Below are 24,156 nucleotides of genomic sequence, written 5' to 3' on the forward strand. Positions count from 1 at the left end.
CCCTCGTCATCCCCGATACCCAGGAGCAGTACCGTGTTGAGCGGCTTCAAGACCTTCATCCTCCGCGGCAACATCATCACCACGGCGGTCGGCCTCGCCATCGGAACGGCGTTCACCGCCCTGGTGACGGCCTTCACCACCGCCTTCATCACCCCACTCCTGGGCTGGGCCACCGGCTCCATCGGCGACTACTCCGACGCGGTCTTCGAGGTCGACGGGGTGAAGTTCTTCTACGGGAAGTTCATCGACGCCACGATCGCCTTCTTCATCACCGCGGCCGTCCTCTACTTCCTGATCGTCATGCCGATGATGAAGTTCCAGGCCCGCATGGACCGCAACAAGCCGGTCGACATCAAGGCCTCCCTGCGCGACTGCCCGCGCTGCTACGCGCAGATCCCCGGCATCGCCAGCCGCTGCCCCCAGTGCACAAGCGAGATCGAGCCCGACCAGAAGGCCCTGGAGATCGCCGGCCTGCTCCCCGAGCAGCAGCAGGCGCAGGAGAAGGTCTGACCCGTACGGCCTACACGCGGACCCCGCCCTCCCGGCCGCGCACAAGGGAACTAGTCCTCCTCGTCTGGCGTTGACCAGTACGGGAGGGTCCACTGGACAGGGACACACACGCGACACGCGCACCAGTGGCCAGCAAGAGACAGAGCAGTGGGTTCCCCTGCCGCACCACCAGGAGGGCGTACCGTGCACCGCCGGCACAACGGGCTGAAGACCGCCGTACTCCTCGGAGGGCTCTCCGCCCTCATTCTCGTCATCGGGAGTTTCTTCGGTCGTACGGGGCTGATCATCGGCCTCGTCATCGCGATCGGGACCAACGCGTACGCGTACTGGAACAGCGACAAGCTCGCCCTGCGCGCGATGCGGGCCCGCCCGGTCAGCGAGTTCGAGGCACCCGCCCTGTACCGGATGGTGCGCGAGCTCTCCACGCAGGCCAGGCAGCCCATGCCCCGGCTGTACATCTCACCCACCGAGGCGCCGAACGCGTTCGCGACGGGCCGCAATCCGCGCAATGCCGCCGTGTGCTGCACCGAGGGCATCCTGCGCATCCTGGACGAGCGCGAGCTGCGCGGCGTCATCGGGCACGAGCTCAGCCATGTCTACAACCGCGACATCCTGATCTCGTCGGTCGCCGGAGCCCTCGCCTCGGTGATCATGTTCCTGGTGAACTTCGCGTGGCTGATCCCGGTCGGCCGCTCGAACGACGACGACGGACCCGGCATCTTCGGGATGCTCCTGGTCATGATCCTGGGACCGCTGGCCGCGTCCCTCATCCAGCTCGCCATCAGCCGCTCGCGCGAGTACGAGGCCGACGCCTCCGGCGCGCAGCTGACCGGCGACCCGCTGGCCCTGGCCAGTGCCCTGCGCAAGCTGGACGCGGGGACGAAGCAGCTGCCGCTGCCGCCCGAGCCGCGGATCGAGACGGCGAGCCACATGATGATCGCCAACCCCTTCCGTCCGGGCCAGGGAATGTCGAAAATGTTCTCCACACACCCGCCGATGGCCGAGCGCATCGAGCGGCTGGAGCAAATGGCAGGAGGCCCCCGCCGGTGAAGACCGTCCTGAACGTCATCTGGCTCGTCCTGAGCGGCTTCTGGCTGTTCCTCGGGTACGTGCTCGCAGGCGTGCTGCTCTGCATCACGATCATCGGCATCCCGTTCGGCATCGCCGCGTTCCGGATCGGCATCTACGCCCTGTGGCCCTTCGGGTACACCACGGTCGAACGCAGGGACGCCGGCGCGCCCTCCTGCGTCGGCAATGTGCTCTGGCTGATCCTCGCGGGCTGGTGGCTGGCGCTCGCCCACATCTTCACCGGCATCGCCCTGTGCGTGACGATCATCGGCATCCCGTTCGGCATCGCCAACTTCAAGATGATCCCGATCTCCCTCCTCCCGCTCGGCCGCGACATCGTCCGCACGGACCAGCCGTTCGCGGCGCGGTAGGGGCGAAAGGGGGCGCTCCGCGAGCGCGCTCACGCCTGCTGAGATCGGGGTGTTCCGGAAGCGGCGGTAGCCCGCACCCGCGCGCCCGGTCACGACACCGGTGCCTCCGGCCGGAAACGCCCCGGACCGCACCCGATTCCTCGCAACCAGAACCGGCCTAGTTGTCGTCTTTCAGGGCAGTAATGGATCAAGGGACCGCGGCGTCGTCGCACAGCCCATCCACAGCAACGCCCCACGAAAGAAAGGCAGTTACGGCATGGGCATCATCAGCTGGATCATCCTGGGCCTGCTTGCCGGTGCCATCGCCAAGATTCTGCTCCCGGGGCGCGACCCGGGCGGCCTGGTCGGCACCACGCTCATCGGTATCGCCGGCGCCTTCATCGGCGGCTGGATATCGGCCCAGTGGCTCGACCGGCCCGTCAGCAAGGACTTCTACGACGGCGCGACCTGGGTCTCCGCGATCGGCGGCGCGCTGGTGCTGCTGATCCTGTACCGCATCTTCTTCGGCAACTCCCGCGAGCGGCACTGATCCTGCGACGCGGCGCGTCCCCCGCACCCGCTGTACGGCCTCCTCGCCGCCCGAGTTGACGGTCCGGCACCCGTCGGCGGCGTCGGCTCGGTACGGGCGCCTACGCGGCCGCCAGAGCCCCCTCCCGCAGGTCGGCCGACTGGGGAGGCTGTTTCCCCCGCGAACTGATGCGGGCGCGGCACATGCGTCGAGGGGCGGCACCCACGGGTGCCGCCCCTCCACACGTCCGGCTCGCCGATCCGGTGATGGCTACCGGTAGTTCACGAACTGCAGCGCGAAGTCGAAGTCCTTGCCCTTCAGCAGCGCGATGATGGCCTGAAGGTCGTCACGGCTCTTGGAGCTGACCCGCAGCTCCTCGCCCTGAACCTGCGCCTTGACGCCCTTCGGGCCCTCGTCGCGAATGATCTTCGCGACCTTCTTGGCGTTCTCCTGCGAGATGCCCTCCTCGATGGAGGCGAAGATCTTGTACTCCTTGCCGGACAGCTGCGGCTCACCGGCGTCCAGGGACTTCAGCGAGATGCCGCGCTTGATCAGCTTGGACTGGAAGACGTCGAGGATGGCCTTGACCCGCTCCTCGGAGTTGGCCTCCATCAGGATCTTCTCGCCGGACCAGGAGATGGAGGCGCCGACGTTCTTGAAGTCGTAGCGCTGCGAGATCTCCTTGCCGGCCTGGTTGAGGGCGTTGTCGACCTCCTGCCGCTCGACCTTCGAGACGATGTCGAAACTGGAGTCGGCCATGTCCTGTGGCTCCTTGTATCGGGGGTGTGACGACGGCGGACCCGGCACAGACCGGGCCCTGGGCGGGTGCGCACCGCTGAGCCGCACCCGGTGCAAAGCCTAGCCACCGCCCCGTCCCCGCCCGTCGATCAATCGGGTGGCGAAGCACCCCCTTCCATCGGGTATTGTTTACGTCGTTGCCAACGAGCACCGCCGAGAGGCGAGGCCCAGGCAGCAAACCCAAGGCGGTGTGCCCGAGCGGCCAAAGGGAGCAGACTGTAAATCTGCCGGCTCAGCCTTCCCAGGTTCGAATCCTGGCGCCGCCACACTTGGGGAGACCCCCTCCGGACTACGGAAACGTAGTCCGGAGGGGGTTTCTGTTTTCCCCGCCGCAGCCACACGCCCATCCCCAGTCCCATCCCCAGTCCCGGACCATCTGCCGGTCGACAAGGCGATGGCCGGCACCGGCACCGGCACCGATGCGAGCCAGCCGTGTGGACACCCCGGAGCGCGGCGCAGTCGTCCCCCATTTCCCGCCCTTTCCTAATCCCGTAAATGCGAAAACACCCGTTTTTGCGATGAATGCCGAACCCGCCCCCATGTGGCCATGTTCCGTATTTCTCTGCTCCAGGCGAATGAATGAGCGCGAGGCGGACGTGACGTTTCTTCCCGGTGTCGAGTTCAGTGCGTTCGACGGGCCGCACGCGGCTGCTCGTCACTTCACTGTTCGTATGGGAGAAACGATGATCCGCAAGGTTCTGGCCGGCGTCGCGCTCACGACCGCCGCCGCGGCTGCCACCGTTGGTGCCGCCGGGGGCGCCTCCGCCACCACCGGTGGCCCGCAGGCCGAGACCATGACGAGCGCCGCCGACGCCAACGACGCCGCGCGCGCCGCCGGTGAGACCGGCTACGCCACCGGCTCGACGGAGTTCGCCACCGACCACGGTGACGTCACCATCGCCGGCGACCCCGGCGGCGTGGCCAACGCCTACGGTGCCCCGTTCGTCAACGTCGACCTGCGCTGCGCCGTCCCCGCCACCCAGGGCGTCGGCGGCAACGTGCTCGGCGGCCCCGTCGCCGCGTGCGACACCGCCCCCGTCGACCAGTTCGACGCGCCCGAGCGCATCCTCTGACCCCCGGTCAGGGCGCCTTCCGCGCCTGACCGGCAGGTGACCAGGGCGGCGGGGTCCGCCGGTTCCGTGTCCCTCCTTGCACGGAGCCGGTGGGCCCCGCCCACCCGTCGCCCTCGGTACGGAAATGCCGCCTAAGGGGTGACGTCGAGTGAATCGAACGTCGCGCTCCGGTTATCAATGAGGACCCCAACCAGGAGGTCTTTCATGTCTGTCCTGCTCCCCAAGCACCTCAAGTCGCTCGGCACCGCCACCGGCGCCGCGCTGCTCCTGCTCGCCGCGCCCGCCGCGGTCGGCGCCGCCGAGCCGTCCGAGTCCGTCACCGTCGACCCGACCGGCACGGTCGCCGACGACGGCACCGTCACGCTGTCCGGCACCTACCGCTGCACCGCCGGCCTCGCCCCCGTCCTCGTCTCGTCCTCCGTCCGCCAGACGCCGGACGGCCCGCGGCGCGGCATCGGCGGGAGCGTCGCCGACTGCGACGGCCGCGAACACACGTGGCGGAACACCGGCCGGGTCCCCGCCGGCACCGTCGAGCCGGGTGCCGCGCAGGTCGAGGCGACGGTGATGGAACTGCGCCCGCAGGGCGGACTGCCGCTCCCGCACTTCCACGCCTCGCGCGACCAGGACGTGACGCTGACCGCAGCCGCCAAGGACTGAGGACAGCAGACACCGCCGCCCAATTCCGCGCGCCAATTTCCTGGGCGCGGAATTGGCCGACGCGGAAGTGAATACGCGGGCGTCGCCGCGCCTCCGGCGTGCCATGAATTCGGACGTCGGACGGCCGTCTCCGCGATCTTTAATGTCGCGGATCCCGAAAAGCCGCCGAGCGACCCGGCTTTCTCAACGGAACAGCTGCACGTACCCCTCGCGCAGCGGCCCGCCGACCAGTTCCAGAACCTCGGCCACGGCCGCCGCCAGCGGCTCAGGGTCTCCGCGTTCCGCGACGGTCCGGTGACCGTGGAGGAGGGCTTCCCCGAGCCGCGGATCGGCGGCGAGGAGCCGACGGGGCAGCCAGCGGCCGATTCCCGTCCAGGCGCCGAGGTGCGCCCTGTTCCGTAGACGAAGACCATCGTGCCGCGGCACAAAACCCTGTCCCGCCGTAGGACCTCCGGGACGTCGGCGAGCGTGTGCACGGTCCCGCCGACCCCGTTCAGGGGCGGGTTTCACCGTGTGCCCGCGACGATCACCGCGCAGACTGAACCCATGCCGACCACAGCGCGCCGCCGAAACTGCCCCGAGTGCCGTCGCGACATCGCCGTCGTCGCAGGCCGCTTCGCCCGCCACGATCCGCCCGGCGCACGCGACGCGGGCGAACTCGTCTCCTGCCCGGGCTCCCGCCGCCCGGCCCAGCTGGGAGCCGTGCAGGACGCCCTCGACGGGTACGTCGTCCCGCACGTGCCCGGGCAGATGCCGCTGTTCTGAGAACGACGGCGGTACGCGGATCAGTTCCCGGCGACCGACTTCACCGCCACCGAGACCGGCGCCGATCCGGAGATCAGCTCCAGGGTCAGGCCGGCCGTGGCGGGCGTGTCCAGCAGCTCGGCCAGGACGGCGGCCACGTCGTCGCGCGGCACCGCTCCGCGCCCGGTCGACGCCTCCAGTCGTACGAGGCCCTTGCCCGCGTCGTTCGTCAGCGACCCGGGGCGCAGGATCGTCCAGTCCAGGCCCGTACGGCCGCGTACGGCGTCGTCGGCCGCGCCCTTGGCCCGCAGGTACGCGTCGAAGATCTCGTCGCCCTCGTGCGAGGCGTCCGCGCCCATCGACGACACGACGACGTACCGGCGCACCCCGGCCCGCTCCGCCGCGTCCGCGAACAGCACGGCGGCGTCCCGGTCCACGGTGTCCTTGCGTTCGACCGTGCTGCCCGGACCCGCGCCGGCGGCGAAGACGGCCGCGTCGGCGCCCTGCAGATGTGCCGCGACCTCCTCCACGGAAGCGGACTCCAGGTCGCACAGCACCGGCTCCGCACCGGCCGCCCGCAGGTCGTCGCCCTGCTCGGCCTTGCGGATGATGCCCGCGACCTCGTTCCCGCGCGCGGCGAGCAGACGCTCCAGCCGCAGCGCGATCTGACCATGACCACCAGCGATGACAATGCGCATGATTCCGACCGTACGCCGAGCTCGGGCGGTTGACCGTGCAACCACCTCGAAACGGGCGTCACGCGCGAGCAGTTGCCCAGGCGTAGGGAGCCCCGTCTACGCGGGCCCGCCGCCGTGCTTCGCCGCCCGCCCCTGCCGCGGCAGATCCAGGGCGACCGCGGCCGCCGAGTCGCAGTACTCGCGCACCGCGCTGGTCCGGGCCACCACCCGCCCCCGGTGCACCACGATCCGGCTGTACGCGAGTGACAGCGCCCCCGCGAGCCGGTCGCCCCGCACGGCGAGCAGCTCGGCCGGGAACCCGGCCTCCACCCGCACCTCCGGCAGCCCGAGCGCCGCCCGCGCCGCCGAACTCACCGCGTCGTACGCGTCCTCGGGCCGCAGCCCGTACCGCGAGGCCAGCAGATAGGCGGCCTCCAGCGGATCGCCCCGGCCCACCGGGTTCGACACGTCCCGCATCGCCCCGCTGCCCGCGGCCACCCGCACGCCGGCCGCCCGCAGCAGCCGGACCGGCGCGACACCGCGCCCGTCCACCCCCGCGCAGCCGCCCTGCGGCAGACAGGCGACCGTCACCCCGGCCGCCGCTAGCCCGTCCACGGCCCGCCGCACGGCCTGCGCGGGCATCCGCGCCAGACCGCCGAGCGGGCCCACGACGACCCCGGTGCGCAGCCCGCCCGCGACGGCAGCGAGCCGCCCGAGCCGCGCCGGGTCGGCGCCGTCCGTGTGCAGATCGACCGGGCAGCCGTGCTCGGCGGCGACCTCCAGCACCGCTTCCACATAGCCGGTCGGGTCGGGGTCCAGGTCGGGGCAGCCGCCCACCACGGAGGCGCCCATCTTCAGCGCGTCGCGCAGCATCGCGAGCCCGTCCGCCCCCGCGACCCCGGTCAGCAGCCGGGGCATCGCCACCGTCCGCAGATCCGCGAGGCCCACCAGCGAACGTCGCGCCTGCAGCACGGCCTCCAGCGACCCGAGGCCCTCCATCTCGCCGAGCCGCACGTGCGAGCGGAGCGCGGTGGCCCCGTGCCCGAGTTGCAGCAGGGTCGCCTCGGTGGCCCGGCGCTGGACCTCCTCGGCGTCATGCGACACCGGGCCGTCGCCGTCCGCCGACAGGGCGGTGTCACCGTGCGCGTGCGGCTCCGCGGGCGCGGGCAGCAGCAGGTAACCGCTCAGGTCCACGCGTGAGCCGTGCCCGGTGAGGCTGCCGGCCGTGCCGACCGCCTCGATGCGCCCGCCGCCCAGCCGCACGTCCACGGTCCTGCCGTCGGTGAGCCGGGCGCCGCACAGCAACAGGCCGGAGCCGTCGGGCGCGTCGTCGGGGGAGCCTGGGGAGCCGGGCGCGGGCGGCTGCTGCGGTGGACTGTCGGGCATCGCGCTCCAGAAAGCTCGGGAAGCTGGATCCCGGTACCGGATCCCAGTACCGGATCTCAGGAACAAGATCACGCGGAACGGGTCGAGCCTAGGACGGCGAGGGGCGCGCTTCGAGGAGCGCCGCAATAGTCGTACTGATGGGGTCTCAGGGGCCCGTGTGCCGCTCGGGACAGGGGCTCGTCCTTCCCGGTGGCCGGGCCCGCGAAACGGATTTGGGCGATCGGCGCGCAACCGTGTAATGTCTTCCTCGCTCGCCCCAATAGCTCAGTCGGTAGAGCGTCTCCATGGTAAGGAGAAGGTCTGCGGTTCGATTCCGCATTGGGGCTCTGGTACACACACCGCTCGCGGTGCGCGTATCAAAGCGGTGTAGCTCAGTCGGTAGAGCAAGCGGCTCATAATCGCTGTGTCACCGGTTCAAGTCCGGTCACCGCTACTGACAGTAGCCGATTGTGGGGTCGGTCCTTCGATCGGCTACTCTTTTATGCGTTATTCCAGTCCCATCCGTTCGTCAAGGAGTGCACTCACGTGGCTGCCACCGACGTCCGCCCGAAGATCACGCTGGCCTGCGTGGAGTGCAAGGAGCGGAACTACATCACCAAGAAGAACCGGCGTAACAACCCGGACCGTCTTGAGATGAAGAAGCACTGCCCGCGTTGCAACGCGCACACCGCGCACCGCGAAACGCGATAAATCAGGTTCGCACACGAGGCCGTCCCCGTCAGGGGGCGGCCTCGTGTCGTTGAATCACCCGTTTCCGCAGGTCCAGGAAGACAGGAGGTGCCGAGCCCATGGCGCTCGACCAGTCCTTCGTGGGGCGGAGCTACCCGCCCACCGCCCCGTACGAAGTCGGCCGGGAGAAGATCCGCGAGTTCGCCGAGGCCGTGGGGGACGCCAACCCCGCCTACGCCGACCGCGCGGCGGCCCAGGCGCTCGGCCACCCCGACGTGATCGCCCCGCCGACCTTTGTGTTTGCCATCACGTTCAAGGCCGCCGGCGATGTCGTCCACGACCCTGAGCTCGGGCTCGACTACAGCCGGGTGGTGCACGGCGACCAGAAGTTCGCCTACAGCCGTCCGGTGCGGGCCGGGGACCTACTCTCCGTGACATCGACCATCGAGGCGATCAAGTCACTCGCGGGCAACGACATCATCGATGTGCGCGGTGAGGTGCACGACGAGAACGGTGAGCACGTCGTCACCGCCTGGACCAAGCTCGTCTCGCGCGCCGCAGAGGGGGCCTGACCATGGCTACGACCATCACGTACGCGGACGTCGAGGTCGGCGTCGAGCTGCCCGCGCAGACGTTCCCGGTGACGCGCGCCACGCTGGTGCAGTACGCCGGCGCCTCCGGTGACTTCAACCCGATCCACTGGAACGAGAAGTTCGCGGTCGAGGTCGGTCTGCCGGACGTCATCGCGCACGGCATGTTCACGATGGCCGAGGCGATCCGCGTGGTCACCGACTGGGTCGGGGACCCGGCCGCCGTCGTCGAGTACGGCGTGCGGTTTACCAAGCCGGTGATCGTGCCGAACGACGACAAGGGCGCCGAGATCGAGGTCAGCGCCAAGGTCGCGGCCAAGCTCGACGACAACCGGGTCCGGGTCGACCTGGTCGCCACGAGCGCCGGGCAGAAGGTGCTCGGGATGTCCCGGGCGGTCGTTCAGCTGGTCTGATCGTGCCTGCGTAGGTGCAAGTAAGGGGCGCTCTCCATGGCGGGGCGCCCCTTACGCGTACCCGGGGTTGACTTAGATAGTGATTGGCCACTAACTTACTCGCATGGTCAGGATGAGTGCGGAGGAGCGGCGCGAGAGCGTCATCCGCGCGGCGATCACCGAGTTCGCGCGGGGTGGGTACAACGGCACCTCGACCGAGGCGATCGCCAAGCGGGTGGGTGTCTCACAGCCGTACCTCTTCCGGCTCTTCCCGGGCAAGCGGGCGATCTTCCTCGCCGCGGCCCGGCGCTGCTGCGAGAGCACCACCGAGGTGTTCCGCAAAGCCGCCGAAGGGGTCGCTCCCGAGGAGGTCGAGGAGGTGCTGGGCGGCGCGTATCTGTCGCTCATCGCCGACGACCCGGACATGCTGCTCATGCAGATGCAGATCTACGTGGCCGTGGCCGCCGCCGAGGCGGCCGGTGACCCGGAGTTCGGCGAGGAGCTGCGCGGGGCGTGGACGGAGATGTACGACACGGTCCTGCTCGCCCTGGGGGCCGACACCGAGCAGACGACCCAGTTCCTCTCCTACGGAATGCTGATCAACGTCCTGGTCTCGATGGGCTTTCCGCCCGGGCACCGGGTCTGGACCGGCTGCGGCAAGCCGGAGTGAGCGCGGCGAGTGCGGAAGGCCGCCTTTTTGCGGCCACCAAAGTTAGTCATCAATAACTAATCTTCGGAACTCCAGCGGATCTTTCAGGGGGAAAGATGTCCCAACCAACGGCACCGGAAGCATCGCGCGGGGGAGCGGTCTGGGCCCTCGTCATCACCAGCGTCGCCGGATTCATGGCGGCCCTCGACAATCTCGTCGTCACCACGGCCCTGCCGTCCATCCGCCAGGATCTCGGCGGCGCCCTCGACGACCTGGAGTGGACGGTCAGCGCGTACACGCTGACCTTCGCCGTGCTGCTGATGTTCGGCGCCGCGCTCGGCGACCGGTTCGGCCGCAGGCGGCTCTTCCTCATCGGCATCGTCATCTTCACCGGAGCCTCGGCCGCCGCGGCGATGTCCACCGGGATCGACGCGCTGATCGCCGCCCGCGCGGTGCAGGGCGTCGGCGGCGCGATCATGATGCCGCTCACCCTGACGCTGCTCAGCGCCGCCGTCCCGGCCGCCAAGCGCGGGATGGCGTTCGGCATCTGGGGCGCGGCGAACGGGCTCGCCGTCGCCTCCGGGCCGCTCATCGGCGGCACCCTCACCGAACACGTGTCCTGGCACTGGATCTTCTGGCTGAACGTCCCGGTGGGCCTCGCCCTGCTGCCCCTCGCGCGGCTGCGCCTCAAGGAGTCGCACGGCACCGGCGCCCCGCTCGACCTCACCGGCACCCTGCTCGCCAGCGGCGGCCTCTTCGGCATCGTCTACGGCCTGGTCCGCGCGCCCATCGTCGGCTGGAGCGACACCGTCGTCCTCACCGGCCTGTTCGCGGGCGGCGCCCTCCTCGTCGGGTTCGTCCTCCACGGCATCCGCGCCGAGAACCCCATGCTCCCCATGCGGCTCTTCCGTTCCCGCGCCTTCGCGGGGATCAACGCCGCGAGCATGCTGATGTTCCTCGGCATGTTCGGCTCGATCTTCCTGCTCAGCCAGTTCCTCCAGGGCGTCCTCGGCTACTCGCCCACCGAGGCGGGCCTGCGGATGCTGCCCTGGACCGGCATGCCGATGCTGGTCGCGCCGATCGCCGGGTATCTCTCCGACCGGATCAGCGGCCGCACCATCGCCGCCGCCGGACTGTTCCTCCAGGCGCTCGGGCTCGCCTGGTTCGCCGCCGTGATCTCCGTGGACGTCTCGTACGCGGCCCAGTTGCCGGCCCTGATCGTCAGCGGCGTCGGCATGGCCCTGTACTTCGCCCCGGCCTCGAACCTGGTCATGGCCAGCGTCCGCCCCGAGGAGCAGGGCATCGCCTCCGGCTCCAACAACGCGCTGCGCGAGGTCGGCGGCGCGCTCGGTATCGCGATCATGGCGTCGATCTTCTCGGCGCAGGGCGGCTACGACTCCGCGAAGAGCTTCGTCGACGGCATCCAGCCCGCGCTGTGGGTGGGCGCCGCCCTGGTCGCCGTCGCGGGAGCCGCCGCCCTGGCCATCCCCGGCACCCGGCGCACGGCCGACGCGGCACTGGAGCCGGTCAAGGTCCTCGAGAACGCCTGACAGCCCCACCTCGTACGGAACCGGTACGCGCCCGTAGCCCATGTCCGTAGTCGAAGTCCGTCGTCGAAGGAGCACGTCATGCCGACCCTGCCCCGGACCACGCCGAACCCGCCGCCCGAGGGGGCCGAGGTGCTCGTCTTCGCCTCGCGCTTCGAGACCCGCACCCTGTGGGGCGCCCTGAAGTTCTTCGCCCGTACGCCCACCGTCTGGCGCCAGGTGGGGCGCGCCCCCGGCGCCTACGGAGCCACCCTGAAGGCGGCGCCCCTCAAGCGGACCTTCTGGACGCTGTCCGCCTGGGAGTCGCGCGAGGCGCTGAAGGACTTCGCGGCCTCCGCACCGCACGGGCCCGCCGCCGGGGGCCTGCGCGGACAGATGAAGGACTCGGAGTTCCTCACCTGGAAGGCGCCCGCCGGCGACCTGCCCCTCGACTGGGAGGACGCCCTGCGGCGGTTCCGGTGAGACCCGGCAAGGACACGGCCCCGTCGGCGCGGCGGGGCCGTTCTCGTACCCTGGAGCGCGTGCAGGAACTCCACGACGCCCCTCTCGCCCCCCTGACCACCTTCCGGCTCGGCGGGCCCGCCACCCGGCTGCTCACCGCGACCACCGACGCCGAGGTGATCGACGCGGTGCGCGAGGCCGACGCCACCGGCACCCCGCTGCTGATCGTCGGCGGCGGCAGCAACCTCGTCATCGGCGACGCCGGTTTCGCGGGCACCGCCCTGCGGATCGCCACCGAGGGCTTCGAACTCGACGGTACGAAGCTGGAGTTGGCCGCCGGTGAGGTGTGGACGGACGCCGTGCGCCGCACCGTGGAGGCCGGCCTCGCGGGCATCGAGTGCCTCGCCGGGATCCCCGGCTCCGCGGGCGCGACCCCGATCCAGAACGTCGGCGCGTACGGCCAGGAGGTCTCCGCCACGATCACCGAGGTGATCGCCTACGACCGCGAGGCGGGCGAGACCGTCACGATCCCGAACGCCGAGTGCGCCTTCTCGTACCGGCACAGCCGCTTCAAGGCCGAACCCGATCGCTATGTGGTGCTGCGCGTGCGGTTCGAGCTGGAGGACGCGGGCGGCCTCAGCGCGCCCGTCAAGTACCCGGAGACCGCGCGCACCCTCGGCGTCGAGGCGGGTGACCGGGTCCCGGCCGTGACCGCCCGCGAGACCGTTCTGAAGCTGCGCGCCGGCAAGGGCATGGTGCTCGATCCGGAGGACCACGACACCTGGTCGGCCGGGTCGTTCTTCACCAACCCGATCCTCGACGACGAGGAGTTCGCGGCGTTCCACGCGCGCGTGGCCGAACGTCTGGGCCCCGACGCGAAGGCGCCCGCGTTCCCGGCGGGGGAGGGGCTGACGAAGACCTCCGCGGCCTGGCTCATCGACAAGGCGGGCTTCACCAAGGGCTACGGCAGCGGGCCGGCCCGTATCTCCACCAAGCACACCCTCGCCCTCACCAACCGCGGCGGGGCCACCACCGAGGACCTGCTGACGCTGGCCCGCGAGGTCGTGGCGGGCGTCAGGGACGCCTTCGGCGTGACCCTCGTCAACGAACCGGTCACCGTCGGCGTCCGTCTCTGAGCTGCGGTTTTCAGACATTGACCTGGTAGGGGTCCGCCCCTGATAGTGACGGCGTCGACAAGTTGTTCGACACGCACATCAGGGGTGGGGACCACAGATGCAGGAGACCAGCGGGCAGTCCGTGCTGCCCGAGTACGAGCGCGCCGAACGACTGCTGCGCGCGGGGGAGTTGAAAGCCGCCCGGGCCGAGGCGACGACGGGCCTCGACGAGCACGGGCCGCGACCGGGCCTGTACCTCGTCCTCGCCCGCGCCCACGAGGCCGAGGACGACGACGATCACGACGCCGAGGCGGAGCGCGCCTACCGGGCCGGTCTCGACGCCCACCCGGACGATCTGGACCTGCTCGCCGCGTATGCCGCGTTCGGGCAGGCCTGCGACGGACTGGAGCACCCGGGGCGGCAGTCGCGCGGGCGGGCGGCGGCGGAGCGGCTGGCCGAGCTGGCCCCGGACTCCCCGCAGGCACGGCAGGCCGGTGGCGCCCCCGTGCCCAGGCCGCCCTCCGAGGCGCAGATCCAGCGCCATGACGCCCGTACCGTGCTGCTCACGGGTGTCGCCCCGACGGCCGCCGCCGAGGAGGCCGCGCAGGCCGCCGCCGCATGGCCGCACGACCGGCGCCTCGCCGTGCGCGCCGCGACGCTGGCCGAGCTGGCCCGGCCCGTCGCGGCACCCGCGCGCGTGGTGCTGAGCCATCCGTACGCGGTGGCGCTGCTGCTGGCCGTGGCCGCCTCCGCACTGCTCCTCACGGTGACGGCGTTCGAACTACCGTCCTGGCTCCTGCTCGCCGTCTTCCTGCTGTCCGCCCCCGTGCGCCAGGAACGGACCCTGCTGCGCCGCGCGCGCCGGCGGGCCCCGGCCGGACTGCCGGTCGAGCACCGGGAGCCCGCGCCGGGCGCGCCCGACATCCCGCCGGTGAGTTCCCGGCAGAAGGCGGTGGCGGCCTGCGCGGCGCTGGTCCTGGTGGCGTCGGCGGTGGGCTCGGCGGCGTGGAGCTACTCCCGCAGCGTGGCCTATCCGCACTACGCGGCCGCGGTGCCGCGGACGTTCCACGGCCTGCCGCAGCTCGGCGACAGCCCGGTGCTGAACATCTACGCCGCGCTCCTGTCCCAGGAATCGATGCCCCGTCCGACCGACCGACTGCTCGCCGCGTACGGGGAGGAGGGCTCCGCGCAGCCCGCCGTGCTGCTGTTCGGTTTCACGGGCGATCTGCACGACGTCGAGCCCGCGGACGTCACCGGCGTCTTCCGCGAGGGCATCGAGATGACCGGGGCGCAGGTCACCGGGGCCTGGCGCGCCGCGCCGGGGGAGCTGGGCGGCCGTGTCCAGTGCCTGACGTTCCGCTCGTTCCTCAAGGGCGCCCCCCAGGGTGCCTGCACCTGGGCCGACCGCGGCAGCTTCGGAACGGTCCTGGTCAGCGCCGAGGGCGTGAGCCACGCCGACATCGAGCGCACCGCCGCGGAGCTGCGCCGGAAGACCCTGACGCCGGGGGACGCCGGCGCGGTGTGAGCCTCAGTAGGCCACCCCCACGCCCTGCTTCACCGTCGCCGGGTCGTCCGTCATCGCCAGCATCGCGTGCGCCACGTCCGCGCGGGCGATGAAGCGGCCCGAGCGCGGGAAGCCGCCCACGACCTTCCGGTAGGAGCCCGTCAGCGGCTTGTCCTGGAGCCGGGGCGGGCGCACCGACGTCCAGTCGGTCGCGCTGCCCGCCAGCTCGGCCTCCATGGCGGCCAGATCGACGTACACCGGCTTCAGGGCGACGCCGACGAGCCCGATCATCAGGCGGTCGGCGAACGGGGACCCGGGAGGCTGCGGGCCCACCGGGCCCGCGCTGACCACGAGCAGCCGCCGGACGCCCTCCGCCTCCATGGCGCGCAGCACCGACCGGGTCAGCATCGTCGCGATGCCCGCGTCCGACCGGCGGCGGGCGCCGAGTCCGGAGAGGACCGCGTCCCGTCCCGCGACGGCCGGGCGCAGCGACTCGGGGTCCGACAGGTCGGCACGGAACACCTCCAGGCGCTCGCCGGTCACGGTGAACCGCGCGGGGTCGCGCACCACCGCCGTCACCGCGTGCCCGGCGTCCAGGGCCTGCCGGACGATCTCCTGCCCGATGCCGCCCGTCGCACCGAAAACCGTTAGCTTCATGACGTACCTCCAGGTTCGGTCACTCGCGTGGAAGAGGAGTGGGTGAGTACTCACTCACCCCCGCTCACCCTTAGAGTGAGTGAGTACTCACCCCCGCGTCAAGGTTGGTTGGAACCCGCATGGACCAGAAGCCGGCCCGCGTCCGCATCGTCGAAGCCGCTCACGAACTCATGCTGAGCATCGGCCTCGCCCGCACCACCACCAAGGCGATCGCACAGGCGGCGGGATGCTCCGAGGCGGCGCTCTACAAGTACTTCGCCAACAAGGAGGAGCTCTTCGTGACGGTGCTCAACGAGCGCCTTCCGAAGCTGGGTTCACTCCTGGGCCGCCTCCTCGCGGACGGCGTGGGCGACTCCGGCCGCACGGTCGAGGAGAACCTCAGGGACATCGCCGTCGAAGCGGCCCTCTTCTACGAGCAGACCTTCCCGATGGCCGCGTCCCTGTACGCGGAGCCCAAGCTCAAGCGCCGCCACGAAGAGGTGATGCGCGAACTGGGCAAGGGCCCGCACAAGCCGATCCAGGGACTCGACGCCTATCTGCGGGCCGAACAGCGGGCGGGCCGCATCGGCGCGGACGCCGACACGTACGCGGCCGCGTCCCTCCTCCTGGGCGCCTGCGCGCAGCGCGCCTTCGCCTACGACATGTCGCCCGACGGCAAACCGCCGCAGCCGGTCGACGAGTTCGCCGCGAGCATCGCGCACACGCTGCTCACCGGGATCGCCTGACCCGCCTCACGCGGCCAGCCAGTCCTCCACGCCGCCCAGGAGCTTCTCCTTGACCTCCTCGGGCGCCGCGGAGCCACGGATCGACTGCCGGGCCAGCTCGCCCAGTTCGGCGTCCGTGAACCCGTGGTGGCGGCGCACCAGCTCGTACTGGGCGGCGAGGCGCGAGCCGAACAGCAGCGGGTCGTCGGCGCCGAGCGCCATCGGCACTCCGGCGTCGAAGAGCGTGCGCAGCGGCACGTCCGCCGGCTTCTCGTAGACACCGAGCGCGACGTTCGACGCCGGGCAGACCTCGCAGGTGACCCCGGACTCGGCGAGCCGCCGCAGCAGCCGCGGATCCTCGGCGGCCCGCACCCCGTGCCCGATCCGGTGGGCCTCCAGGTCGTCCAGGCAGTCGCGCACCGACGAGGGGCCCGTCAGCTCGCCACCGTGCGGCGCGGACAGCAGCCCGCCCTCGCGCGCGATGGCGAAGGCCCGGTCGAAGTCCCGCGCCATCCCGCGCCGTTCGTCGTTGGAGAGCCCGAAACCGACGATGCCCCGGTCCGCGTACCGGACCGCGAGCCGCGCCAGCGTACGGGCGTCCAGCGGGTGCTTCATCCGGTTCGCGGCCACCAGCACGCGCATCCCGAGCCCGGTCTCGCGCGAGGCGCTGTCCACGGCGTCCAGGATGATCTCCAGCGCGGGGATCAGCCCGCCCAGTCTGGGCGCGTACGACGTCGGGTCGACCTGGATCTCCAGCCACCCCGACCCGTCGGCGATGTCCTCCTCGGCGGCCTCCCGCACCAGCCGCTGGATGTCCTCGGGCTCCCGCAGGCAGGACCGCGCCGCGTCGTAGAGCCGCTGGAACCGGAACCAGCCGCGCTCGTCCGTGGCCCGCAGCTTCGGCGGTTCCGCCCCGGTCAGCGCCTCGGGCAGCCGCACCCCGTACTTGTCCGCGAGCTCCAGCAGGGTCGTGGGCCGCATCGACCCGGTGAAATGCAGATGCAGATGGGCCTTGGGCAACTGACGTACATCACGTCCTTCACGCTCCATCCCAAGATCCTGCCGTACGTACCTGTAGTACCGGTAGCGGCTTTCCACCTTCGGGGGCTCGCCCGAACGAAGAAACGGGCCGCCTCCTTAAGAAGGAGACGGCCCGCCCACGGGAATCCGGCTCAGTCGCGGGCCTCGGCCAGCAGCTTCTGCATCCGGGAGACACCCTCGACGAGGTCCTCGTCGCCCAGCGCGTACGAGAGGCGCAGGTAGCCCGGCGTGCCGAAGGCCTCGCCCGGAACCACGGCGACCTCGGCCTCCTCCAGGATGAGCGCGGCCAGCTCGACCGAGGTCTGCGGGCGCTTGCCGCGGATCTCCTTGCCGAGCAGCTCCTTCACCGACGGGTACGCGTAGAAGGCACCCTCGGGCTCCGGGCAGAGCACGCCGTCGATCTCGTTGAGCATCCGCACGATCGTCTGACGACGCCGGTCGAAGGCCTTCTTCATCTCCTCGACGGCGGTCAGGTCACCGGAGACGGCGGCGAGCGCGGCCGCCTGCGCCACGTTGGAGACGTTCGACGTCGCGTGCGACTGAAGGTTCGTCGCGGCCTTCACGACGTCCTTCGGGCCGATGATCCACCCCACGCGCCAGCCGGTCATCGCGTACGTCTTCGCCACACCGTTGACCACGATGCACTTGTCGCGCAGCTCGGGCAGGATCGCGGGCAGCGAGGTGAACTTCGCGTCCCCGTAGACGAGGTGCTCGTAGATCTCGTCCGTCATGACCCACAGCCCGTGCTCCACGGCCCAGCGGCCGATCGCCTCGGCGTCGGCCTCGCTGTACACGGCGCCCGTCGGGTTCGACGGCGACACGAAGAGCACGACCTTGGTGCGCTCGGTGCGCGCGGCCTCCAACTGCTCGACGGAGACGCGGTATCCGGTCGTCTCGTCGGCCACGACCTCCACCGGCACGCCGCCCGCGAGCCGGATCGACTCCGGGTACGTGGTCCAGTACGGCGCCGGGACGATGACCTCGTCGCCCGGGTCCAGGATCGCGGCGAACGCCTCGTAGATGGCCTGCTTGCCGCCGTTGGTCACCAGGATCTGCGAGGCGTCGACCTCGTAGCCGGAGTCGCGCAGCGTCTTCGCGGCGATCGCCGACTTCAGCTCGGGCAGCCCGCCGGCCGGCGTGTAGCGGTGGAACTTCGGGTTCTTGCAGGCCTCGATGGCCGCCTCGACCACGTAGTCCGGCGTCGGGAAGTCGGGTTCACCGGCGCCGAAGCCGATCACCGGACGCCCGGCGGCCTTGAGGGCCTTGGCCTTGGCGTCGACCGCGAGGGTCGCGGACTCGGAGATCGAGCCGACACGGGCGGAGACCCGGCGCCCGGTAGGGGAGGAACCACCAGCGGAAGGAGAAGGAGTTGCAGCGCTCATAACCCCATCGTTCCAGACCGGAAACCCGCCCGGCACACGGGTTTCCAAGACCACCGGATCCACCGTTGATCGACTTCCCGTCCTTGTTCGTTCGACGGAGGGCCGCGAAGCACGTACACTCACTGCTCGTTGGCCTTCACCGGCCGCACTTTCCAACCGCACTCCGTGCGGTTCGGCGGATGCGGTACGTTGGGGGAAACAAAGGGTCGTAGCTCAATTGGTAGAGCACTGGTCTCCAAAACCAGCGGTTGGGGGTTCAAGTCCCTCCGGCCCTGCTACACACACCTTCGCCAGGATGTGTGCGCATGTACGTACTGCATTGCACGGCTGTGCGGCTCAACCGGGCGCGGCACGGCCACGACCCGGAATCAGGTGAGGACGAGTGACGGACGCCGTGGGCTCCATCGACATGCCTGATGCCGAGGATGAGGCCCCCGAGTCGAAGAAGGCTCGGAAGAAGGGCGGCAAGCGCGGCAAGAAGGGCCCCTTCGGCCGTCTCGCGCTCTTCTACCGCCAGATCATCGCTGAGCTCCGCAAGGTCGTCTGGCCGTCGCGCAGCCAGCTCTCGACGTACACGACGGTTGTGATCGTCTTCGTCGTCATCATGATCGGTCTCGTCACCGTGATTGACTATGGGTTCAGCCACCTCGTGAAGTACGTCTTCGGCTGAGCCGAAATGCGGAGGGCGCCTCTTCGGCGCCCCTTTCGCGTGTTCCACCCCCTTGTATCCAGGAAGAAGCAGCCACCGTGTCTGACCCGAACCTGAACGACGCCGTCGAGCCGCGCGCGGACGACGCGGAGTCCGTGGAGGACCAGCTCGACATCGTCGAGGCGGCGGACGCCGAGGACCCGGACCAGGCCGAGGCTGCCGACATCGCCGCCGGTGAGCCCGCCGAGGAAGCCGCTGTCGAGGTCGAGGCCGCCGACGCGGACGACGACACCGAGAGCGACGACGAGACCGACTCCGACGAGTCGCCCGAGACGGCCGAGGCCGCCGACGAGGAGCCCGAGGAGGAGCAGGAGCCGGTCGACCCGGTGACCGCTCTCCGCGACGAGCTGCGTGGTCTGCCCGGCGAGTGGTACGTCATCCACACCTACGCGGGCTACGAGAAGCGCGTGAAGGCCAACCTGGAGCAGCGTGCCGTCTCGCTGAACGTCGAGGAGTTCATCTACCAGGCCGAGGTTCCCGAAGAGGAAATCGTCCAGATCAAGAACGGCGAGCGCAAGAACGTCCGGCAGAACAAGCTGCCCGGTTACGTTCTCGTCCGCATGGATCTGACGAACGAGTCCTGGGGCGTCGTCCGCAACACCCCCGGCGTCACCGGCTTCGTGGGCAACGCGTACGACCCGTACCCGCTGACCCTGGACGAGATCGTCAAGATGCTCGCCCCGGAGGCCGAGGAGAAGGCCGCCCGTGAGGCCGCCGAGGCCGAGGGCAAGCCGGCTCCGGCTCGCAAGGTCACCGTCGAGGTCCTGGACTTCGAGGTGGGCGACTCGGTCACCGTCACCGACGGCCCGTTCGCCACGCTGCAGGCCACGATCAACGAGATCAACGCCGACTCGAAGAAGGTCAAGGGCCTCGTCGAGATCTTCGGCCGCGAGACCCCGGTCGAGCTCAGCTTCGACCAGATCCAGAAGAACTAGTACCTCCCAGCAGCATCTGGGCACATAGCTTCCGAACAGGTCAGATGGGCTCTCAAAAGCCTGTCTGACCTGCTCGGTTTTTAGCCGCGCATGGATACCCGTTATCGTTGTGCGGTATGCCTCCATCCGGATGATCTGGACGATCATCGTGCACGGGTGGCGGCTGAACACTCTCACTAAGACCCGGAGAGAGAGCACATGCCTCCCAAGAAGAAGAAGGTCACGGGGCTCATCAAGCTCCAGATCCAGGCCGGCGCTGCCAACCCGGCCCCGCCGGTCGGTCCCGCGCTGGGCCAGCACGGTGTCAACATCATGGAGTTCTGCAAGGCCTACAACGCCGCGACCGAGTCGCAGCGTGGCTGGGTCATCCCGGTGGAGATCACGGTTTACGAGGACCGCTCGTTCACCTTCATCACCAAGACCCCGCCGGCCGCGAAGATGATCCTCAAGGCCGCTGGTGTCGAGAAGGGCTCCGGCGAGCCCCACAAGACCAAGGTCGCCAAGATCACCGACGCCCAGGTCCGCGAGATCGCCACCACCAAGATGGCCGACCTCAACGCCAACGACCTGGACGCCGCGTCGAAGATCATCGCCGGCACCGCCCGTTCCATGGGCATCACGGTCGAGGGCTGATCCCAGCTTTCGCAGCCCCTCGTAGGCAGAACACCGTGGTAGGGCCTGCTCGGCCCGCACCACGACTCCTCAGACACACACAGGAGCAGTAGTGAGCAAGCGCAGCAAGACTCTCCGCGCTGCGGACGCCAAGATCGACCGGGACAAGTTCTACGCCCCGCTCGAGGCGATCCGTCTCGCCAAGGAGACCTCCGCGACGAAGTTCGACGGCACCGTCGAGGTCGCCTTCCGCCTGGGCGTTGACCCGCGCAAGGCCGACCAGATGGTCCGTGGCACCGTGAACCTCCCGCACGGCACCGGCAAGACCGCCCGGGTCCTGGTCTTCGCGACCGGTGACCGTGCTGCGGCCGCGGAGGCCGCCGGCGCCGACATCGTCGGCTCCGACGAGCTCATCGACGAGATCTCCAAGGGCCAGCGCCTGAACGAGTTCGACGCCGTTGTCGCCACCCCGGACCTCATGGGCAAGGTCGGCCGCCTCGGCCGCGTGCTCGGTCCGCGTGGCCTGATGCCGAACCCGAAGACCGGCACCGTGACCCCGGACGTGGCCAAGGCCGTGAACGAGATCAAGGGCGGCAAGATCGAGTTCCGCGTCGACAAGCACTCGAACCTGCACTTCATCATCGGCAAGGTGTCCTTCGACGACACCAAGCTGGTGGAGAACTACGGCGCGGCCCTCGACGAGATCCTTCGTCTGAAGCCGTCCGCCGCCAAGGGTCGCTACATCAAGAAGGCCGCCATCGCCACCACGATGGGCCCCGGCGTTCCGGTCGACCCGAACCGCACCCGCAACCTCCTCGTCGAGGAGGACCCGGCCGCGGTCTGAGCCCCACAGGCTCGCTGAAGTCGGCTACGGGCCCCGCACCTTTCGAGGTGCGGGGCCCGTTCCTCTTTTCCGGCCCGCCCACGGGCGGGCTGCGCTAGCGTCGCGGTGATCGACCCGGGGGAGCGGATGAGGCACGGACGACTGGTGGTGCTGGCCACCGTGGGCGCACTGCTCACGGCCTGCGGCGGCGCACGGGACGCCGGTACCGACGACGCGGCGGCCGACGCGCTGCGCACCGCCCGCCAGAAGGTCACGGCGGCCGGCTCGGCCCGCGTCGACGCGACGATGCGCACCGGTGGCACCCTCTCCTCGCGCTCCACCGGCACCCTCAGCTGGTCCCGCGGCGTCGAGGGCACGGTGACCGTCCGGGTCACCGGCGGCGAACTGGCCGCCTCCACGAGGAGGCTGGGCGGCGACCCGTCCCAGACCCGCTTCCTGCCCGACGCCTACTACACGCGGATGACGGACGCCTTCGCCGCCGGGCAGGACGGCAGGCACTGGATCCGGCACCCGTACGACACGGCCGGTGACCTCACCCCGGCCGAGGCTCTGAAGACGCTCGGCGCGGCCGACGACGTCCACCGGGTGGGGCGGGCGACCGTGCGCGGCACCGCGACCACCCACTACCGGGGGACCGCGGGGAAGCAGCGCCTGGAGGTGTGGCTCGACGCCCGCCACTTCCTGGTCCAACGGGCCTACCGCGAGGGCGAGTTCACCGTCACCGTCCACTACAGCGACTACGGCGCCCCCGCCGCGGCCGAGCGGCCGCCCGCCCACGACACCGTCGACTTCGCCGACGTGGCCGCGGGCGGCTGAAACCGGACGACTGTTTGAGGCGTCCCCTAGGGTGCGAGGGGTACACGCGTTCCAAGGGGTGGTTCTGAGATGACTGTTGTCGTACGACGCACGGTCGGCGCCGTCGCCGCGACCGCACTGCTGTGCGCGGGAGCCGTGGCGTGCGACGGCGGCTCCGGCGCGAGCGGCTCGAAGTCCGCGTCCGAGTCCGGCGGCCACCAGGCCGCGTCGCAGGCGCTCACGGCCGCGTACAAGAAGACCGCCGAGGCCAGGTCCGCCAAGGTCACGATGGTGATGAAGACGCCGTCGTCACTCGGCGGCGGCACCATGAAGCTCTCCGGCACCATGGGCTGGAACCCGACCGTCATGGATATGACCATGAAGGGCTCGGGCGTCGGCGCCGGCGGGATGGACATGCCGAGCACCGTCCGCATGATCATGCAGGACGACGTCATGTACGTGGACGGGGGCGCGGCCGCCGCCCGGAAGACCGACGGCAAGCGCTGGATGAAGCTGGACCTCGCCGGCCTCGGCGCGCAGGCGGGCGGCCTGAGCAGCATGGAGCAGGACCCGGCGCGGCAGATCGCCGTCCTTCTCGACTCGCCCAACCTGAAGCACCTGGGCTCCGCCACCGTCGACGGCGAGCGGACCGAGCACTACAAGGGCACGCTGACGGTCGAGGAGATGATGAAGTCGAACGACTCTCTGAAGGTCCTCGGCGCGGACGAGCGCAGCAGCCTCCTGAAGAACGTCAAGAAGGCCGGGATCAAGGACTACGACACCGAGCTGTGGGTGAACAAGGACGATCTGCCGGTCCGGATGGACGTCACCATGGGCAGCTCGCAGGGACCGGTCGAGATCTCGGAGACGTTCTCGGACTACGGGGCCGCCGTGAAGGTCGAGACCCCGCCCGCGGGAGAGACCTTCGACCTCATGAAGTCGGTCGGGAAGCTCGGCGAGGGCGCTCTCCAGGGCTGATTTGCTTGACGCGGCCCCGTTCCCGTACTCTTCCGAAGAAGCCAAAGACCGCTGGTCGTCGCTGTGTTCTCGCAAGAGGGTGCGGTGGCCGAAGGATCCGCTGAAACTGCGGACGACCCGCGCAGGTGACTGAGGAAGTGCTCCCGTCCGGATCCGTCCGTACAGGTCGAGCTCACGCCCCAAGCGCCTGCGCTGGGGCGTTTTGTTTTGTCGGCCCCTTCTGAGCGGTCCTCATCACCCGGAAGGAGGCCGACGCTCTATGCCGACGCCCGACAAGGCTGCCGCGGTAGCCGAGCTCACGGACAAGTTCCGCAGCTCGAACGCCGCCGTGCTGACCGAGTACCGGGGTCTCACCGTGGCCCAGCTCAAGCAGCTGCGCCGTTCGCTCGGTGAGAACTCCGAGTACGCCGTGGTGAAGAACACGCTGACCAAGATCGCGGCCAACGCGGCCGGGATCGACACGCTCGACGACCTGTTCAACGGTCCGACGGCGGTTGCCTTCGTCACCGGTGACCCGGTGGAGTCGGCGAAGGGTCTTCGTGACTTCGCCAAGGACAACCCCAACCTCGTCATCAAGGGCGGTGTCCTTGACGGCAAGGCGCTGTCCGCCGACGAGATCAAGAAGCTCGCGGACCTCGAGTCCCGCGAGGTTCTGCTCAGCAAGCTGGCCGGTGCGTTCAAGGGCAAGCAGACGCAGACTGCTCAGGTCCTCCAGGCGCTCCCGTCGAAGTTCGTCCGCACCGCGGAGGCGCTTCGGGCCAAGCAGGCCGAGCAGGGCGGTGCCGAGTAATTCGGCTCGC

Annotated in this window: 29 protein-coding genes, 4 tRNA genes and 1 pseudogene; 27 read left to right on the plus strand and 7 right to left on the minus strand. The window is 70.2% G+C overall.

What is annotated here, in order from left to right; genetic code table 11:
• The first annotated feature begins 33 nt into the window (after positions 1-33).
• The 4 genes from K377_RS14785 (at position 34) to K377_RS14800 (ending at position 2,478) form a co-directional block, all read left to right on the plus strand.
• Positions 34-510 carry an MscL family protein gene (locus K377_RS14785; RefSeq protein ID WP_111663806.1) on the plus strand — a complete coding sequence of 159 codons (477 nt, stop codon included), beginning with the start codon at positions 34-36 and terminating at the stop codon, positions 508-510.
• Between the two features lie 183 nt (positions 511-693).
• Positions 694-1,560, plus strand: a complete 867-nt coding sequence (gene htpX, locus K377_RS14790; protein WP_111663807.1) for a zinc metalloprotease HtpX — start codon at positions 694-696, stop codon at positions 1,558-1,560.
• Positions 1,557-1,949: a YccF domain-containing protein gene (locus K377_RS14795; protein ID WP_111663808.1), complete on the plus strand. Its 393-nt coding sequence runs from the start codon at positions 1,557-1,559 to the stop codon at positions 1,947-1,949. Before htpX ends, K377_RS14795 begins: the two co-directional genes overlap by 4 nt.
• Before the next feature lie 256 nt (positions 1,950-2,205).
• Positions 2,206-2,478, plus strand: coding sequence for a GlsB/YeaQ/YmgE family stress response membrane protein (locus tag K377_RS14800; protein WP_111663809.1), 273 nt, complete (start codon positions 2,206-2,208; stop codon positions 2,476-2,478).
• A 249-nt stretch (positions 2,479-2,727) separates the two neighbouring features.
• On the opposite strand, the gene K377_RS14805 is transcribed toward K377_RS14800, so the two are convergent.
• Entirely contained in the window at positions 2,728-3,216 is a 489-nt protein-coding gene (locus tag K377_RS14805; RefSeq protein WP_111663810.1) for a YajQ family cyclic di-GMP-binding protein, read from the minus strand.
• 223 nt (positions 3,217-3,439) lie between these two features.
• Here K377_RS14805 and K377_RS14810 point away from each other — a divergent pair.
• The 3 genes from K377_RS14810 to K377_RS14820 all read left to right on the plus strand — a co-directional run bounded on the left by K377_RS14810 (position 3,440) and on the right by K377_RS14820 (position 4,985).
• Positions 3,440-3,521, plus strand: a tRNA-Tyr gene (locus K377_RS14810).
• Positions 3,522-3,938: 417 nt separating this feature from the next.
• Positions 3,939-4,328 carry a hypothetical protein gene (locus tag K377_RS14815; RefSeq protein WP_111663811.1) on the plus strand — a complete coding sequence of 130 codons (390 nt, stop codon included), beginning with the start codon at positions 3,939-3,941 and terminating at the stop codon, positions 4,326-4,328.
• Positions 4,329-4,532: 204 nt separating this feature from the next.
• Positions 4,533-4,985, plus strand: a complete 453-nt coding sequence (locus K377_RS14820; RefSeq protein WP_111663812.1) for a DUF6299 family protein — start codon at positions 4,533-4,535, stop codon at positions 4,983-4,985.
• A gap of 183 nt (positions 4,986-5,168) precedes the next feature.
• Here K377_RS14820 and K377_RS14825 read toward each other — a convergent pair.
• A pseudogene (locus K377_RS14825) lies at positions 5,169-5,375 on the minus strand (nucleotidyltransferase domain-containing protein); the annotation flags it as partial.
• Positions 5,376-5,531: 156 nt separating this feature from the next.
• On the opposite strand from K377_RS14825, the gene K377_RS14830 reads away from it, so the two are divergent.
• Entirely contained in the window at positions 5,532-5,750 is a 219-nt protein-coding gene (locus K377_RS14830; protein ID WP_111663813.1) for a hypothetical protein, read from the plus strand.
• A gap of 20 nt (positions 5,751-5,770) precedes the next feature.
• On the opposite strand, the gene K377_RS14835 is transcribed toward K377_RS14830, so the two are convergent.
• Positions 5,771-6,427 carry an SDR family oxidoreductase gene (locus tag K377_RS14835; protein ID WP_111663814.1) on the minus strand — a complete coding sequence of 219 codons (657 nt, stop codon included), beginning with the start codon at positions 6,425-6,427 and terminating at the stop codon, positions 5,771-5,773.
• A gap of 96 nt (positions 6,428-6,523) precedes the next feature.
• Positions 6,524-7,792, minus strand: coding sequence for an amidohydrolase family protein (locus tag K377_RS14840; RefSeq protein WP_111663815.1), 1,269 nt, complete (start codon positions 7,790-7,792; stop codon positions 6,524-6,526).
• Positions 7,793-8,045: 253 nt separating this feature from the next.
• Between K377_RS14840 and K377_RS14845 the strand changes: the two genes are divergently transcribed.
• From K377_RS14845 to K377_RS14890, 10 genes are all read left to right on the plus strand, one after another.
• Positions 8,046-8,118, plus strand: a tRNA-Thr gene (locus K377_RS14845).
• Between the two features lie 34 nt (positions 8,119-8,152).
• Positions 8,153-8,225: transfer RNA gene (locus K377_RS14850), tRNA-Met, on the plus strand.
• A gap of 92 nt (positions 8,226-8,317) precedes the next feature.
• Entirely contained in the window at positions 8,318-8,482 is a 165-nt protein-coding gene (gene rpmG, locus K377_RS14855; RefSeq protein ID WP_003948671.1) for a 50S ribosomal protein L33, read from the plus strand.
• 98 nt (positions 8,483-8,580) lie between these two features.
• Positions 8,581-9,033 carry a MaoC family dehydratase N-terminal domain-containing protein gene (locus tag K377_RS14860; RefSeq protein ID WP_111663817.1) on the plus strand — a complete coding sequence of 151 codons (453 nt, stop codon included), beginning with the start codon at positions 8,581-8,583 and terminating at the stop codon, positions 9,031-9,033.
• A 2-nt stretch (positions 9,034-9,035) separates the two neighbouring features.
• Positions 9,036-9,464 carry a MaoC family dehydratase gene (locus K377_RS14865; RefSeq protein ID WP_111663818.1) on the plus strand — a complete coding sequence of 143 codons (429 nt, stop codon included), beginning with the start codon at positions 9,036-9,038 and terminating at the stop codon, positions 9,462-9,464.
• Between the two features lie 103 nt (positions 9,465-9,567).
• The gene (locus K377_RS14870; protein ID WP_111663819.1) at positions 9,568-10,113 is read left to right on the plus strand and encodes a TetR/AcrR family transcriptional regulator; all 546 of its coding nucleotides are present in this window, start codon (positions 9,568-9,570) and stop codon (positions 10,111-10,113) included.
• Positions 10,114-10,208: 95 nt separating this feature from the next.
• A complete protein-coding gene (locus K377_RS14875; RefSeq protein ID WP_111663820.1) occupies positions 10,209-11,642 on the plus strand; it encodes a DHA2 family efflux MFS transporter permease subunit in 1,434 nt (477 codons plus the stop codon).
• A gap of 78 nt (positions 11,643-11,720) precedes the next feature.
• The gene (locus K377_RS14880; RefSeq protein ID WP_111663821.1) at positions 11,721-12,101 is read left to right on the plus strand and encodes a DUF3291 domain-containing protein; all 381 of its coding nucleotides are present in this window, start codon (positions 11,721-11,723) and stop codon (positions 12,099-12,101) included.
• Positions 12,098-13,216, plus strand: coding sequence for a UDP-N-acetylmuramate dehydrogenase (locus K377_RS14885; RefSeq protein WP_111663822.1), 1,119 nt, complete (start codon positions 12,098-12,100; stop codon positions 13,214-13,216). Before K377_RS14880 ends, K377_RS14885 begins: the two co-directional genes overlap by 4 nt.
• A 97-nt stretch (positions 13,217-13,313) precedes the next feature.
• Positions 13,314-14,720, plus strand: coding sequence for a hypothetical protein (locus K377_RS14890; RefSeq protein WP_111663823.1), 1,407 nt, complete (start codon positions 13,314-13,316; stop codon positions 14,718-14,720).
• 3 nt (positions 14,721-14,723) lie between these two features.
• Here the strand turns inward: K377_RS14890 and K377_RS14895 are convergent, their stop codons facing one another.
• Complete coding sequence (locus tag K377_RS14895) at positions 14,724-15,356, minus strand: NAD(P)-dependent oxidoreductase (protein WP_111663824.1); 633 nt, start codon at positions 15,354-15,356, stop codon at positions 14,724-14,726.
• A gap of 119 nt (positions 15,357-15,475) precedes the next feature.
• Between K377_RS14895 and K377_RS14900 the strand changes: the two genes are divergently transcribed.
• The gene (locus tag K377_RS14900; protein ID WP_111663825.1) at positions 15,476-16,081 is read left to right on the plus strand and encodes a TetR/AcrR family transcriptional regulator; all 606 of its coding nucleotides are present in this window, start codon (positions 15,476-15,478) and stop codon (positions 16,079-16,081) included.
• Between the two features lie 6 nt (positions 16,082-16,087).
• On the opposite strand, the gene K377_RS14905 is transcribed toward K377_RS14900, so the two are convergent.
• Together K377_RS14905 and K377_RS14910 are read right to left on the minus strand one after the other, a co-directional pair.
• Positions 16,088-17,110: an adenosine deaminase gene (locus K377_RS14905; RefSeq protein ID WP_111663826.1), complete on the minus strand. Its 1,023-nt coding sequence runs from the start codon at positions 17,108-17,110 to the stop codon at positions 16,088-16,090.
• A 122-nt stretch (positions 17,111-17,232) separates the two neighbouring features.
• Positions 17,233-18,483 carry a pyridoxal phosphate-dependent aminotransferase gene (locus K377_RS14910; RefSeq protein WP_111663827.1) on the minus strand — a complete coding sequence of 417 codons (1,251 nt, stop codon included), beginning with the start codon at positions 18,481-18,483 and terminating at the stop codon, positions 17,233-17,235.
• Between the two features lie 202 nt (positions 18,484-18,685).
• Here K377_RS14910 and K377_RS14915 point away from each other — a divergent pair.
• From K377_RS14915 to rplJ, 8 genes are all read left to right on the plus strand, one after another.
• Positions 18,686-18,758, plus strand: a tRNA-Trp gene (locus K377_RS14915).
• 107 nt (positions 18,759-18,865) lie between these two features.
• Complete coding sequence (gene secE, locus K377_RS14920; RefSeq protein ID WP_111663828.1) at positions 18,866-19,153, plus strand: preprotein translocase subunit SecE; 288 nt, start codon at positions 18,866-18,868, stop codon at positions 19,151-19,153.
• Positions 19,154-19,230: 77 nt separating this feature from the next.
• The gene (nusG, locus tag K377_RS14925; protein ID WP_111663829.1) at positions 19,231-20,127 is read left to right on the plus strand and encodes a transcription termination/antitermination protein NusG; all 897 of its coding nucleotides are present in this window, start codon (positions 19,231-19,233) and stop codon (positions 20,125-20,127) included.
• 198 nt (positions 20,128-20,325) lie between these two features.
• Complete coding sequence (gene rplK, locus K377_RS14930) at positions 20,326-20,760, plus strand: 50S ribosomal protein L11 (protein WP_111663830.1); 435 nt, start codon at positions 20,326-20,328, stop codon at positions 20,758-20,760.
• A 91-nt stretch (positions 20,761-20,851) separates the two neighbouring features.
• On the plus strand, positions 20,852-21,583 hold the full coding sequence (rplA, locus tag K377_RS14935; RefSeq protein WP_111663831.1) for a 50S ribosomal protein L1: 732 nt from the start codon (positions 20,852-20,854) through the stop codon (positions 21,581-21,583).
• Positions 21,584-21,709: 126 nt separating this feature from the next.
• Positions 21,710-22,399 (plus strand): hypothetical protein, encoded by a 690-nt coding sequence (locus K377_RS14940; RefSeq protein WP_146614725.1) that lies wholly within the window; start codon positions 21,710-21,712, stop codon positions 22,397-22,399.
• 69 nt (positions 22,400-22,468) lie between these two features.
• A complete protein-coding gene (locus tag K377_RS14945) occupies positions 22,469-23,356 on the plus strand; it encodes a hypothetical protein (protein WP_111663833.1) in 888 nt (295 codons plus the stop codon).
• A 259-nt stretch (positions 23,357-23,615) separates the two neighbouring features.
• Positions 23,616-24,146 (plus strand): 50S ribosomal protein L10, encoded by a 531-nt coding sequence (gene rplJ, locus K377_RS14950; protein WP_111663834.1) that lies wholly within the window; start codon positions 23,616-23,618, stop codon positions 24,144-24,146.
• Positions 24,147-24,156 lie beyond the last annotated feature (10 nt).

The organism is Streptomyces sp. PsTaAH-137 (genome assembly GCF_003259365.1).
In the GTDB taxonomy this organism is placed as follows: Bacteria; Actinomycetota; Actinomycetes; order Streptomycetales; family Streptomycetaceae; genus Streptomyces.